Origin of the sequence: Streptococcus sp. GMD5S (assembly GCF_000298715.2) — a bacterium.
Taxonomy (GTDB): domain Bacteria; phylum Bacillota; class Bacilli; order Lactobacillales; family Streptococcaceae; genus Streptococcus.
The window spans coordinates 1-13,713 of the sequence record NZ_AJRG02000015.1 but is presented as its reverse complement, the minus strand read 5'-3'; the positions used below and the strand labels follow the sequence as shown (position 1 = coordinate 13,713).

General features: G+C 41.5%; 12 protein-coding genes. 7 read left to right on the top strand and 5 right to left on the bottom strand.

Annotated elements, in window-relative coordinates:
* Positions 1-46 precede the first annotated feature (46 nt).
* From GMD5S_RS0207485 to GMD5S_RS0207450, 7 genes are all read left to right on the top strand, one after another.
* Positions 47-916, top strand: coding sequence for an ROK family protein (locus GMD5S_RS0207485; RefSeq protein WP_000150735.1), 870 nt, complete (start codon positions 47-49; stop codon positions 914-916).
* A complete protein-coding gene (locus tag GMD5S_RS0207480) occupies positions 910-2,790 on the top strand; it encodes a beta-N-acetylhexosaminidase (RefSeq protein ID WP_000253406.1) in 1,881 nt (626 codons plus the stop codon). Before GMD5S_RS0207485 ends, GMD5S_RS0207480 begins: the two co-directional genes overlap by 7 nt.
* Positions 2,791-3,147: 357 nt before the next feature.
* Positions 3,148-4,077: an ABC transporter permease gene (locus tag GMD5S_RS0207470; RefSeq protein ID WP_000714584.1), complete on the top strand. Its 930-nt coding sequence runs from the start codon at positions 3,148-3,150 to the stop codon at positions 4,075-4,077.
* A 13-nt stretch (positions 4,078-4,090) separates the two neighbouring features.
* Complete coding sequence (locus GMD5S_RS0207465; RefSeq protein WP_000818344.1) at positions 4,091-5,014, top strand: carbohydrate ABC transporter permease; 924 nt, start codon at positions 4,091-4,093, stop codon at positions 5,012-5,014.
* 108 nt (positions 5,015-5,122) lie between these two features.
* Positions 5,123-6,607 carry an ABC transporter substrate-binding protein gene (locus GMD5S_RS0207460; protein WP_000800429.1) on the top strand — a complete coding sequence of 495 codons (1,485 nt, stop codon included), beginning with the start codon at positions 5,123-5,125 and terminating at the stop codon, positions 6,605-6,607.
* A gap of 270 nt (positions 6,608-6,877) precedes the next feature.
* The gene (gene trhO / locus GMD5S_RS0207455; protein ID WP_001030010.1) at positions 6,878-7,864 is read left to right on the top strand and encodes an oxygen-dependent tRNA uridine(34) hydroxylase TrhO; all 987 of its coding nucleotides are present in this window, start codon (positions 6,878-6,880) and stop codon (positions 7,862-7,864) included.
* A gap of 120 nt (positions 7,865-7,984) precedes the next feature.
* Positions 7,985-8,845: a DUF4299 family protein gene (locus tag GMD5S_RS0207450; RefSeq protein ID WP_001140324.1), complete on the top strand. Its 861-nt coding sequence runs from the start codon at positions 7,985-7,987 to the stop codon at positions 8,843-8,845.
* A 62-nt stretch (positions 8,846-8,907) separates the two neighbouring features.
* On the opposite strand, the gene GMD5S_RS0207445 is transcribed toward GMD5S_RS0207450, so the two are convergent.
* The 5 genes from GMD5S_RS0207445 to GMD5S_RS0207425 form a co-directional block, all read right to left on the bottom strand.
* Entirely contained in the window at positions 8,908-9,870 is a 963-nt protein-coding gene (locus tag GMD5S_RS0207445) for a DUF6574 domain-containing protein (RefSeq protein WP_000191315.1), read from the bottom strand.
* Positions 9,871-9,932: 62 nt separating this feature from the next.
* Positions 9,933-10,862, bottom strand: coding sequence for a DUF4097 family beta strand repeat-containing protein (locus tag GMD5S_RS0207440; RefSeq protein WP_001229046.1), 930 nt, complete (start codon positions 10,860-10,862; stop codon positions 9,933-9,935).
* Positions 10,855-11,448 (bottom strand): DUF1700 domain-containing protein, encoded by a 594-nt coding sequence (locus tag GMD5S_RS0207435; protein WP_000198647.1) that lies wholly within the window; start codon positions 11,446-11,448, stop codon positions 10,855-10,857. Before GMD5S_RS0207435 ends, GMD5S_RS0207440 begins: the two co-directional genes overlap by 8 nt.
* The gene (locus tag GMD5S_RS0207430) at positions 11,435-11,761 is read right to left on the bottom strand and encodes a PadR family transcriptional regulator (protein WP_000273860.1); all 327 of its coding nucleotides are present in this window, start codon (positions 11,759-11,761) and stop codon (positions 11,435-11,437) included. Before GMD5S_RS0207430 ends, GMD5S_RS0207435 begins: the two co-directional genes overlap by 14 nt.
* Before the next feature lie 156 nt (positions 11,762-11,917).
* On the bottom strand, positions 11,918-13,713 hold a 1,796-nt coding region (locus GMD5S_RS0207425), incomplete at its 5' end, for a DUF2971 domain-containing protein (protein ID WP_016893826.1).

Genomic DNA, 13,713 nt, shown 5'->3' with positions numbered 1-13,713 from the left:
AAGTAAGAACCAACTGCTGATTCGCTCCTTTTTGCAGGTGAAAGTAATGACCATTGCAACGATTGATATCGGAGGGACTGGCATTAAGTTTGCTAGTCTAACTCCTGATGGAAAGATTTTAGATAAGACCAGCACCCCAACTCCAGAAACTCTGGAAGATTTGCTAGCTTGGTTGGACCAACGCTTATCGGAACAAGACTACAGCGGAATCGCTATGAGTGTGCCAGGTGCAGTTAATCAAGAAACAGGAGTGATTGAGGGAATTAGCGCCATTCCTTACATCCATGGTTTTTCTTGGTATGAGGCCCTTGCTCATCACAAACTACCTGTTCATTTAGAAAATGATGCCAACTGTGTTGGACTCAGCGAATTACTGGCTCACCCTGAGATTGAAAATGCAGCCTGTGTCGTGATTGGTACAGGAATTGGTGGCGCTATGATTATCAATGGCAAGCTTCACCGTGGTCGTCATGGTTTGGGCGGTGAGTTTGGCTACATGACAACCATCGAGCCCGCAGAAAGACTCAATAACTGGTCGCTACTAGCTTCTACAGGAAACATGGTTCGCTACGTCATTGAAAAATCTGGTCAGTCTGATTGGGACGGACGCAAGGTTTACCAAGAGGCTGCAGCAGGAAATGCCCTCTGCCAAGAAGCCATTGAGCGCATGAATCGTAACCTAGCTCAAGGCCTGCTCAATATCCAGTATCTCATTGACCCAGATGTCATTAGTCTGGGAGGTTCTATCAGTCAAAACCCAGATTTTATCAAAGGCGTTCAAAAAGCAGTAGACGCCTTTGTGGAAAGATATGAAGAATATACTATCGCTCCAGTCATTCAAGCTTGCACCTATCATGCAGATGCCAATCTATACGGTGCCCTTGTCAACTGGTTACAGGAGGAAAACCAATGGTAAGTTTTACAGGACTTAGTCCCAAACAAGCCCAAGCTATCGAAGTCTTAAAAAATCACATTTCTCTACCGGATGTAGAAGTGGCGGTTGCTCAGTCTGACCAAGCCTCTATCTCTATCAAGGGTGAGAGCGGAGAATATCAATTGACTTATCGCAAACCTCACCAACTCTATCGCGCCTTGTCTGTTCTCGCAACAGCTTTAGAAGAAGGTGATAAGGTGGAGATTGAGGAGCAAGCGGCTTATGAAGATTTAGCCTACATGGCTGACTGTTCGCGAAATGCGGTTCTAAATGTTGCATCAGCCAAGCAGATGATTGAAGTTTTGGCTCTCATGGGTTATTCAACCTTTGAGCTCTACATGGAAGATACCTATCAGATTGAAGGGCAACCTTATTTTGGTTATTTCCGCGGGGCTTATTCAGCTGAAGAATTACAGGAAATCGAAGCCTACGCCCAGCAGTTTGATATGACCTTTGTACCATGTATCCAGACCTTGGCTCACTTATCAGCCTTTGTTAAATGGGGTGTTAAAGAAGTCCAGCAACTTCGTGATGTAGAGGACATTCTCCTCATCGGCGAAGAAAAAGTTTACGACCTAATCGACGGCATGTTTGCGACTTTGTCTAAACTACAAACACGCAAGGTTAATATCGGCATGGACGAAGCCCACTTGGTTGGTTTGGGTCGCTATCTCATCTTAAACGGTGTTGTGGACCGTAGTCTCCTCATGTGTCAACATTTGGAGCGCGTGCTGGATATTGCAGACAAGTATGGTTTCCACTGCCAGATGTGGAGCGATATGTTCTTCAAACTCATGTCAGCAGATGGCCAGTACGACCGTGATGTCGAAATTCCAGAGGAAACACGAGTTTTTCTTGACCGCCTTAAAGACCGTGTGACCTTGGTTTACTGGGATTATTATCAGGATAGCGAAGAAAAATACAACCGTAACTTCGGTAATCACCACAAGATTAGCCAGGATGTTGCCTTTGCAGGTGGTGCTTGGAAGTGGATTGGTTTCACACCACACAACCATTTCAGTCGTCTCATCGCTGTCGAAGCTAACAAAGCCTGCCGTGCTAATCAGATCAAGGAAGTCATTGTGACTGGTTGGGGAGATAATGGTGGTGAAACAGCTCAGTTCTCTATTCTGCCAAGTCTACAAATCTGGGCAGAACTCAGCTACCGAAATGATTTAGACCGTTTGTCAGCTCATTTCAAGACCAATACAGGGCTATCCGTTGAGGACTTTATGCAGCTTGATTTGGCCAACCTCTTGCCAGATCTACCAGACAATCTCAGTGGGATTAATCCCAACCGCTATGTCTTTTATCAGGATGTTCTCTGTCCAATCCTTGATAAGCACATGACTCCTGAACAGGACAAATCGCACTTCGCTCAGGCTGCTGAGACACTTGCTGCTATCAAAGAAAAAGCTGGGGACTATGCCTACCTCTTTGAAACTCAGGCCCAGTTGAACCAGATTTTAAGTAGCAAAGTGGATGTGGGACGACGCATTCGTCAGGCCTACCAAGTAAACGATAAAGAAAGTCTGAGAGAAATCGCAAGCCAAGAATTACCAAAACTTAGAAGCGAGATTGAAAACTTCCATGCCCTCTTTAGCCACCAATGGTTGAAAGAAAACAAGGTCTTTGGTTTGGATACGGTTGATATCCGTATGGGCGGACTCTTGCAACGCATCAAGCGAGCAGAAAGCCGTATCGAAGCCTATCTGTCTGATCAGATTGACCGCATCGACGAGCTAGAAGTTGAAATCCTACCATTTACTGACTTCTACGCAGACAAGGACTTCGCAGCCACAACAGCCAACCAATGGCATACTATTGCGACAGCTTCAACGATTTATACGACTTAATACTCTTCGAAAATCTCTTAAAACCACGTCAGCTTCGCCTTGCCGTATAGATGTTACTGACTTCGTCAGTTTTATCTGCAACCTCAAAGCAGTGCTTTGAGCAGCTTGCGGCTAGCTTCCTAGTTTGCTCTTTGATTTTCATTGAGTATAAAAACAAGAACAGTGTCCTTTGTTCAGAGTGTTTCTCGTGAAACCTATTTCTTATAAAAAACTTCTCCACAAAAAATAATTTGTGGAGTTTTTTCTATAATTAGTAGTTTAACCTGACCTTCAAATAGGAGTATACTAATAATGTAATCGTTATCAAACCTAAAAATTCGATGAAATCAGTTTTTAGGAATAAAAAGGGAGGAAATTATGAAAAAGTTTTCAAAGACCTTGAGAGATAACTGGATCTTTCTCTTGATGGTTTTACCAGGGGCACTCTGGTTGATTCTATTCTTTTACATTCCAGTATTTGGGAATGTGGTCGCCTTTAAAGACTACCATATGACCAGTAATGGTTTCATAGATAGTATTGTGAATAGTAAATGGGTCGGGTTAGATAATTTCAGATTCTTGTTCAGTTCAAAAGATGCCTTTATCATCACTCGTAATACCGTTCTCTACAATCTTGGCTTTATCTTTATCGGTTTGATTGTATCAGTAGGGATTGCCATCATCCTCAGCGAGCTTCGCTCTAAAAGAATGGTTAAGATTTTCCAAACGTCTATGTTGTTCCCTTACTTCCTGTCATGGGTTATCATTAGTTTCTTTACAGATGCTTTCCTAAACATTGACAAAGGGGTCTTCAACCATTTCCTAACATCCATTGGCATGAAGGAAGTCAACTTCTACGCTGACTTAGGCATTTGGCCATACCTTCTCCTTTTCCTAGGTATTTGGAAAGGATTTGGATATAGCAGTGTCATGTACTATGCGACAATCATGGGAATTGACCCAACCTACTACGAAGCAGCAACAGTGGATGGGGCGAGCAAGTGGCAACGTATTCGCAACGTAACCATTCCTCAGTTGACACCACTTGTAACAGTTTTGACTATCCTTGCAGTCGGAAATATCTTCCGTGCAGACTTTGGTCTCTTCTATCAAATCCCACACAATGCTGGTCAGCTCTACAATGTAACCAACGTTTTGGACGTGTATGTCTTTAATGGTTTGACTCAGACAGCAGATATCGGTATGGCTTCAGCAGCCGGTCTTTACCAATCCGTAGTCGGTTTGATTCTGGTTATCCTATCAAACTTGCTTGCAAGACGAGTTGATCCAAACTCAGCTTTGTTCTAGAAAGGAGGAGAATATGGCAGAAAAGAAAATTAAAAAAGAAAAAATCGATAATGTCGGCATTCACTCCTTCAGTAAGAAAGCAGATATCTTCTTTAGTATTATCTCTGGTTTGATCGCTCTTTCTTGTATCTTGCCCTTTATCTTCGTTATCATCATTTCGGTGACAGATGAAAAGAGCATCCTCCAGTATGGATATAGCTTTTTCCCTTCGAAATTTGGTGTAGATGGATTCCAGTTCCTAGCTCAGTTTAAAGATAAGATCCTCCAAGCGCTCTTTATCTCAGTTTTTGTAACCGTAGTCGGAACAGTGACCAACGTCTTCATTACAACCACTTATGCCTACGCCATCTCACGTACAACCTTTAAGTATCGCAGATTCTTTACGATCTTCGCTCTTCTTAGTATGTTGTTCAATGCTGGTTTGGTACCAGGCTATATCGTGGTCACTCGCCTGCTTCAACTGGGTGATACCGTTTGGGCCTTGATTGTTCCAATGCTCCTCTCACCATTCAACATCATCTTGATGCGTTCCTTCTTCAAGAAGACCATTCCAGAAGCCATTCTAGAATCTGCTCGTATCGATGGTGCCAGTGAAGCCCGGATCTTCTTCCAAATCTGTTTGCCATTGTCACTACCAGGTATCGCAACCATCACGCTTTTGACAGCTCTTGGTTTCTGGAACGACTGGTTCAACGCCCTTCTTTACATCAAGAGTGATAACTTGTATCCATTGCAATATTTGCTCATGCAAATCCAACAAAATATGGACTACATCGCAAAAGCAGTCGGCCTATCTGGTCAACTGGGAGTCGCTCTACCGAAAGAAACAGGTCGTATGGCCATGGTTGTTGTTGCAACCCTTCCAATCGCGATTCTGTATCCATTCTTCCAACGCTACTTTGTTAAAGGTTTGACAATCGGTGGTGTGAAAGAATAGCACTTACTGAGAAACACCGTTTCTCCCTTCCCAACTTCATCTTAGTGACTGAAGTTACAAATTATTAAATCGTTTATAAGTTTAAAAATAAAAAAAGGAGTTTTTATCATGAAAAACTGGAAAAAATATGCTTTTGCATCTGCTAGCGTAGTCGCTTTGGCTGCAAGTCTTGCTGCTTGTGGAAACCTTACAGGTAACAACAAAAAAGCTGCAGATACTACTTCAGGTGAAAAACCTGTAATCAAAATGTACCAAATCGGTGACAAACCAGATAACTTGGATGAATTGCTAGAAAATGCAAACAAAATCATCGAAGAAAAAGTCGGTGCTAAATTGGATATCCAATACCTTGGATGGGGTGACTATGATAAGAAAATGTCTGTTATCACATCATCTGGTGAAAACTATGATATCGCATTTGCATCTAACTATGTCGTAAATGCTCAAAAAGGTGCTTATGCTGACTTGACTGAATTGTATAAAAAAGAAGGAGCAGAGCTTTACAAAGCACTTGACCCAGCTTACATCAAAGGGAACACTGTAAACGGTAAGATCTATGCAGTACCAGTTGCAGCTAACGTTGCATCATCTCAAAACTTTGCCTTCAACGGAACTCTTCTTGCTAAATACGGTATCGATATTTCAGGTGTCACTTCATACGAAACACTTGAGCCAGTCTTGAAACAAATCAAAGAAAAAGCTCCAGATGTAGTACCATTTGCGGTTACGAAGAACTTTATTCCATCTGATAACTTTGACTACCCAGTACCAAACGGACTTCCATTTGTTATTGACCTTGAAGGAGACACTACTAAGATCGTAAACCGTTACGAAGTGCCTCGTTTCAAAGAACATTTGAAGACTCTTCACAAATTCTATGAAGCTGGATACATTCCAAAAGACGTAGCAACAAGCGACACTTCATTTGACCTTCAACAAGATACTTGGTTCGTTCGTGAAGAAACAGTAGGACCAGCTGACTACGGTAACAGCTTGCTCTCACGTGTTGCTAACAAAGACATCCAAATCAAACCAATCACTAACTTTATCAAGAAAAACCAAACAACACAAGTTGCCAACTTTGTTATCTCAAACAACTCTAAGAACAAAGAAAAATCAATGGAAGTGTTGAACCTCTTGAACACGAACCCTGAACTCTTGAACGGTCTTGTTTACGGTCCAGAAGGCAAGAACTGGGAAAAAATTGAAGGTAAAGAAAACCGTGTACGCGTCCTTGATGGCTACAAAGGAAATACTCACATGGGTGGATGGAACACTGGTAACAACTGGATTCTTTACATCAACGAAAACGTTACAGACCAACAAATCGAAGATTCTAAGAAACAATTGGCAGAAGCTAAAGAATCTCCAGCACTTGGATTCATCTTTAACACTGACAATGTGAAATCTGAAATCTCAGCAATTTCTAACACAATGCAACAATTCGATACAGCTATCAACACTGGTACTGTAGACCCAGATAAAGCTATTCCAGAATTGATGGAAAAATTGAAATCTGAAGGTGCCTACGAAAAAGTATTGAACGAAATGCAAAAACAATACGACGAATTCTTGAAAAACAAAAAATCATAAAATCGATTGATTTCGTGTATTCATTCCTAATTCCTAAAAATGTGATCACTGCCTTCCTTAGTTCTCTAGGGGAGGTAGTGATTTTTAGGATGTAAATAAAAAATTGAGAGAATTATCTGCGATTCGGTATGGTTACTGATGAAGTGCAGGGGCAGGACTCTCTATATAATTTCCAGTCAAATAAATTGCATTCGTTTTCCCAAGTGGGTATACTAGTATAGTTGAATGAAAAATTCTGAAAATTTAAGAATAGAAAAGAGAACAAATCTTATGGCAAAAGATATTCGTGTCTTACTTTACTACCTTTATACTCCGATTGAAAACGCAGAACAATTTGCTGCAGATCACTTGGCTTTCTGTAAATCAATCGGCCTTAAAGGTCGTATCCTAGTCGCTGACGAGGGAATCAACGGAACCGTTTCAGGTGATTACGAAACAACTCAAAAATACATGGACTACGTTCACAGCCTCCCAGGAATGGAAGACCTCTGGTTCAAGATTGACGAAGAAAATGAACAAGCCTTCAAGAAGATGTTTGTTCGCTACAAGAAAGAAATTGTTCACCTTGGTTTGGAAGACAACGACTTTGACAACGACATCAACCCACTTGAGACAACAGGTGCATACTTGTCTCCAAAAGAGTTTAAAGAAGCCCTTCTTGACGAAGATACAGTTGTCCTTGACACACGTAACGATTATGAGTACGACCTAGGACACTTCCGTGGGGCTATCCGTCCAGACATCCGCAACTTCCGTGAGTTGCCACAATGGGTTCGTGATAATAAAGAAAAATTCATGGACAAGCGTGTCGTAGTTTACTGTACAGGTGGGGTTCGCTGTGAGAAATTCTCAGGCTGGATGGTGCGTGAAGGCTACAAAGATGTTGGCCAATTGCACGGAGGAATCGCAACTTATGGTAAAGACCCAGAAGTTCAAGGTGAGCTTTGGGATGGGAAAATGTATGTCTTTGACGAGCGTATCGCAGTTGATGTCAACCATGTTAACCCAACCATCGTAGGGAAAGACTGGTTTGATGGAACACCATGTGAACGCTATGTCAATTGTGGCAATCCCTTCTGTAACCGTCGTATCCTGACATCAGAAGAAAATGAAGATAAGTACCTTCGTGGATGCTCACACGAGTGCCGTGTTCACCCACGCAACCGCTATGTTGCTGAAAATGAATTGACACAAGCAGAAGTGGTGGAGCGCTTAGCTGCTATCGGTGAAAGCTTGGATCAAGTCGCTACAGTATAAAGCAAACAGCCTTTAGGGGCTGTTTTTCTATGCTTTTTATCTAAAAATCTAAAATTTGTTTCTGTATCTTTCAGGAAAATAGGGTATACTATGTGTAAACGATTTCAAAGGAGGCAAGTTATGGCGAAAACATTTTTTATCCCAAATAAAGAAAGCATTCTAGGACAACAGGAGGTCTTGACTGCCAAGTCCATCTTGGCCTTGGTGGAGGGTTTGGAGTCACACAGTTATGATGCGGTCTATCTCCGTCAGCCCCTCAATCGTCTCGAGTATATCGAGTGTGGGATTGTAGGCCAGTCGCAATTTCTCTTCAAAGTGAACTATGCGGATAGCCGAAAAGGCTATCAAGTGGAGATTCCAGACTTCCTTACCAGAGCGGACTGGGAGATTGTAGAAGCTCTCCTCCAAGCCCTATCAAGCAAGTTGGGGCAAGTGGTAGAAGGGCTAGAAGGGTTTGAGTTTGAAGCTTATTTCCGACAAATAGTTCAGAATTATCTAGCTGACAAAGCGGCTCGTCTAGTATACTGCCAAGGGATCTTGTCCCCTATCTATCTCAATAAGGAATACCTCGAGAGTTTTTTGGCTGAGGATGGATTGGCACATTTTGAAGAGTTGGTCAAGAAGGTTCAAGGCTCTGATGCCTACCTTGCCAGTATGAAATTCTACCCAGATGCCCAAGGCAAGGTACACGGTATCTACCACCTAGCCCAGGGAGTCAAGACGATTTTACCTAAGGAACCCTTTGTACCAGCACCCTATACCGAGCAGCTAGCAGGCAAGGAGCTTGTTTGGGAGATTGACCTAGTGACGATTTCTGGTGATGGGTCCAAAGCCAAAGACTACGAATCCATCGCTCGCTTGGACTATGCAAGATTCCTAGAGTCACTACCAACAGAATTTTACCACCAACTAGATGCCAATCAATTAGAAGTACAACCCATCCTAGGACAAGATTTTGAAGGATTGGCAAGCATCGAGTAAGCCTTGTTTAAAAAAGAGTAAGCATAAAAATCCCTGTCATTAACAAATGGCAGGGATTTTGGTTAAAAGAAGGTCAGGATGCGAAGGTAGTCAACTGTCAGCGCGAGCTCTGCAATGAAGAAGGGTAAGAGAATAGCGCCATCAAGTAAGACAGCTAACAAGAAACGATAAAATGGGTCAAGGCTACTGGTCTTACTTGGCTTGCTAATCACAAAGAGATTTCCAAGGGCAAAGATGACCATGCTTAGAAGAGTGAGGATGCCAGCAAATCGTAAGCCACCAAAGAGTGCAAAGAAACTTGCTAGAGCTGTTAGGACAAGTGGGATAGCAAAGAGTCGGCTGTAACGATCGCAAGCTTCTTGGAATGTGAAGTCGCTCTCCTGGTCCAGTACCCGTCGAACAGTAAAGCCTCCCAAAATGATAGAAAAGTAAAATAGAGCGCTAGCGACTAAGATGGAGAGTCCAGCAAAGAGATCTAAAGGTGGGAGCTGGTTAGGTAAACTATTGGCAATAGAGGCCATATAGCCGTAGTAGAGGTGCTTGATATGATAGATACTAAAGAAAAGGTTAATCATGGATAGCAAAGTGAGCAGGCCAAAGACACTGTAACGATGCTTTTGGTCCGTAGTCTTGCTGGCAGTTGGTTCTTGGATAGCATCCAGCAGCCAAGTCCAAAACAGTGCGATTTCTTCTTTGAATCTGGCTGTTTTACGAGGGTCAATATCTGGGATATAGGGGCTTTCTAAAGCCTTGCTGAGGATACTTTTCTCTTTTGCAGGGGTTTCTGGCTTGTGTTCCTCTTCAGCTTTCCCTTCTCCCTCTTCCTCGGTTTGGGTTTCCTCAGTCATTTCGGGAGCTTCCTCCTCATGTATTTCTAACTCTTTAGGTGAGACAGAAGTTTCTTCGCTTACTTGTGGTTCAGTCTCCACAGTTTCCGAAGTCTCTGGTTGGTCGGGCTGGATTTCCGATTTCGTCTGAGCTGATTTCTTCTCAATATCGGCGCTTTCAAACCATTCTTGTGTCATGGTGGAACCTCCTTTTTTATGGTTGTTTTCTATCTTTAGCCTAGCAGATGAAAGCGTTTTTGTCAATGGTTTCTAGATGGAGCAGAGTGCTCCTCTTTAGGTAGGTAGATATCCTGGTTGGCTTTTGCAATGAGTAAATCCTTGATATCTGCTTTTTCGGTTTTATAAGGGTTGGCAAGTACATTCTCTTTTTGTCCACGATGTTCTTCTTTGGGTTGACGATAGATACCACCATGCTGAGAAGAAATTTCTAGATTGATACGGTCGGTCTCTTTCTGGGAGAGAATGAGTTGTAGAGTTGAATAAGCCTCTAGCTCGACTTTGCCGTGAACTTGGATATTTTCAGCATAGATGTGTGCTCCCTCCGTCTTGACCTGACTATCTGTCAATTCGGCATCAAAGATATTGATGATATGAGGTGCCGTTAGTGTGCTGTTCTTGATAGAACTTTCTGTTAGTCTTAAGAGATAGCCTTTTGTTTTGATGGTTGCATTTTCAAGGTTGGCTTGACGAATATTAGTTTGTCCACGATTGGCTGAGACGGTGATAGCTTGCAGCTTTCTTCCTTTGGGTAGGGAGAGAACGACTTCGTCAAAACGATTAGAATAGTTGCTGGCGATACGAAGTAGGCTTTCGATTCCTGAACCTAGAAAGCGATGTTGGGAGGCTTGTTTGTCAGTGACGGTCAGTGTTTTGTCACTCATGCCAGTAGTCAGATCGTGACGACCAGACACCGAAGGATGATAGGTGATATGGATCTTGTCATCTACAGACTCTGTGATGGTTAGGCTGTGCTCTTCAAGGGTCAAATCAAGTTTTTCCACTTCGCTTCCAAAGGTCACTTCTTCGATACGATTATCATAGACGGGGTCTTTTGACATGGCAAGCAAACTTTGAATACCATTGGACTGCGCACCTACAATTATCATGATAAAACCAAGGATTGTAGAAACCACTCCAAAGATGAGAAATCCTTTTGTCAATTTACGCATGTCTATCACCTCTCTTTCCTTTTTTAAGAATCCATTGTGCCAAGCGGACGATTAGGAGGCCAAAGAAACGAGCTACATAGGAGATGCCTAGTAGAACAAGAGAAGAAGCACCAATGGAAAGCAAACCAGCCCCAAAAATCAAGATAAAGGCAGATTTGGCTTCGACTAGGACGCTAAAGCTCTCTACGATAAAAAGTCCACCTAGCAGGATACCCGTCACAGAGACGGTAAAGAAGGCTAGAATGACGGAGGCAGCCGCGATAATAATACCGATGATGGCCATGAGGATGCCAATCCCGACCGGAATTCCGATAGGAGCTACTAGCAGGGCCAGGAGGGCAATATGTAGCAGTTGGCGGTCATTCTTTTGAGCAGGGGCTTCATTGACTTTTTTATCGAGAAGATCAGAGAGGACATCATGGGCAGCTTCTTTTGGAGTGCCTAGACTGGCAATGAGTTCCTCTTCGCCCTCTGGGCCTGCATCGTCAAATAGTTCCTTAAAGTAGTCCATAGCTTCAATGCGGTCAGCTTCGGGCAGTTTATGGAGATAGGTTTCTAACTGAGTCAGATAGTCAGTTCTTGTCATGGCGGATACTCCCTTCTATGATGCCGTTGACGGTGTCGGTATAGAGCGTCCACTCTTCCTTTAGAGTAACGAGCTGCTCTACGCCCCGATTGGTCAAGGAATAGTATTTGCGCATACGCCCCTGAAACTCTCTAGAGTAGGTGGTCAGAAAGCCACTGGCTTCCAATTTTTTGAGAATGGGATAGAGCGTAGATTCTTTGATATTGGCGATGAGCTTAATGGTTTGACTAATCTCATAACCATAAGAATCCCCCTGCTCCAGTACAGCCAAGATGAGAAACTCGATCAAGGCAGAGGATGTTGGGAAGTACATGGGAAACCTCCTTAATATTATATAAAAATTTTATATATACTCTTTTCAAATATATTGTATCTCAAGTTGAAAGCCCTGTCAAGAAATATGTGTAAAAATTTTACATATAAAAAAACTCCTAGTAAAAACTAGAAGTTTAAGGGATTTTATCAGCCTTTATCTAAATTTTATCGTAGATTTCTTATACTTAATTTCCTTATCTAAAAGTTTTAATAAAGGAGTCACGTACTCAGGATTCGGAAACTTAGGACCGAAAATGATCTCACCGATTTGAATGGAATTTTTTCGTTCTACATAAAGTTTACCTACTCCAGAAGTTTTATCAATTTTGATTTCCTTATTGCTAGGATCTAGGTTGGAATAGCGTAAGATACGAAGTTCGTTTTCATATTTGTAATCGACAGATTTAAATAAGTAGCGAATCTCTTCTATACACTCAGCAATAGCATCTTGATAGTTCTTCTCCGTAACTTTTGAACCACTATCTAGTTTTTTCTTTAAACTATTCAACATTTTTGCTAAATCTTCTATTTCGGACTTACTAAATAGTTCAGTTTGCTCAAGTTCTATATCTTCACCTATATTTTTAACGTAGGCTATTCTATAGAGATAATCACTATCCCCTTTTGGTACATTCTCTTTTTTTTCAGATTTCGACCTTTTTTCTTCATCTTTAACAGCTACAGTTGGTTTAATATTATTTAATTCATTTGGCGAGCCTTTTAAATCGTACGATAGAGTAGATTCTATCTTACTCATTGTCTCTACTAAGGGGATGGCCTCTTTACGCCAAGAAACATCATTGAAGGAAGTAAATCTAGAAAAATCATCTTCACGAAGTACCAGACAAACACCTTTAGCATCATCACCATACTGGGACCACATGGCCAGATCATCCGTTTTGTTTGTAAAACTCATTAAAAACCATGAGCTTGGTTCTAAGATATCTCGTCTATCTAAGCCTAATATCTTTTCTATGACGATTCCTTCCTCAGGATCATTCATATAATTTGCATTATACAAGCGAGTTTTTCCAGATACTGAAAAATCCTCCTTATCAGTCCTCTCTTGATCTAACATAATTTGGAGAGTGCTCCCCTTGGTGTAATGGCCAAATTTAAGCTCCTGATTTTTATCTTCACCTTTTAGCCCAAGGTGATACTTGATTTTTTGAACAAGTTGATAAATAGATAGCAAGTTCTTTAGTTCACTCGAGTCTTCTTTATAATGCTTTGCCCATGTTTGTAAAACAGCATATTTAGTATTCTTTAAAAGACCTTCTCTTAGGATAAAGTTGAATAGCTTGTACTCATCACTGTCACAAACATTATCATTACTAAAAAATAAATCATCAAAATTTTGTAACATAAATTTGGAAAATTGTTCATAGAGATTTTTAATTGTCTCTGTGGTTTGAAGACGTTCACTTAACTCTTTTTGGTGTTCAAATAAGCTTGCTAAGACCATACTATATATAAAAGCAATTTCTTCAGATTCTTGGAAGGGTTCATGTTCATGCAATTCCTTTAATTTCTTAGCAGTAGCCTCCCACTCATTCAACACAGTTTGCTCGGTTGATAAATTGAACAAAATCATAGCATACTGCAAAGCAATATCAGGCGATTCAGGGAATTGTTGCTGCACGACTTGTAATTTCTCAGCAGTAGTCTCCAATTCTTTCAATTCAGTCTGCTTGCTTGATAAGTTAACCAAAATCATGGCATACAGCAAAGCTATATCATGTGAATCATAGAATTGTTGTTGCACGATTTGTAATTTCTCAGCAGTAGTTTCCAGCTCTTTCAATTCAGTCTGCTTGGTTGATAAATTGAATAAAATCATAGCATACTGCAAAGCAATATCAGGCGATTCAGGGAATTGTTGCTGTACGACTTGTAATTTCTCAGCAGTAGTTTCCAGCTCTTTCAATTCAGTCTGCTTGCTTGATAAAG

Coding starts and splice junctions, on each gene's coding strand:
- GMD5S_RS0207485 (WP_000150735.1), top strand. CDS start 47: ATGACCATTGCAACGATTGATATCGGAGGGACTGGCATTAAGTTTGCT.
- GMD5S_RS0207480 (WP_000253406.1), top strand. CDS start 910: ATGGTAAGTTTTACAGGACTTAGTCCCAAACAAGCCCAAGCTATCGAA.
- GMD5S_RS0207470 (WP_000714584.1), top strand. CDS start 3,148: ATGAAAAAGTTTTCAAAGACCTTGAGAGATAACTGGATCTTTCTCTTG.
- GMD5S_RS0207465 (WP_000818344.1), top strand. CDS start 4,091: ATGGCAGAAAAGAAAATTAAAAAAGAAAAAATCGATAATGTCGGCATT.
- GMD5S_RS0207460 (WP_000800429.1), top strand. CDS start 5,123: ATGAAAAACTGGAAAAAATATGCTTTTGCATCTGCTAGCGTAGTCGCT.
- trhO (WP_001030010.1), top strand. CDS start 6,878: ATGGCAAAAGATATTCGTGTCTTACTTTACTACCTTTATACTCCGATT.
- GMD5S_RS0207450 (WP_001140324.1), top strand. CDS start 7,985: ATGGCGAAAACATTTTTTATCCCAAATAAAGAAAGCATTCTAGGACAA.
- GMD5S_RS0207445 (WP_000191315.1), bottom strand. CDS start 9,870: ATGACACAAGAATGGTTTGAAAGCGCCGATATTGAGAAGAAATCAGCT.
- GMD5S_RS0207440 (WP_001229046.1), bottom strand. CDS start 10,862: ATGCGTAAATTGACAAAAGGATTTCTCATCTTTGGAGTGGTTTCTACA.
- GMD5S_RS0207435 (WP_000198647.1), bottom strand. CDS start 11,448: ATGACAAGAACTGACTATCTGACTCAGTTAGAAACCTATCTCCATAAA.
- GMD5S_RS0207430 (WP_000273860.1), bottom strand. CDS start 11,761: ATGTACTTCCCAACATCCTCTGCCTTGATCGAGTTTCTCATCTTGGCT.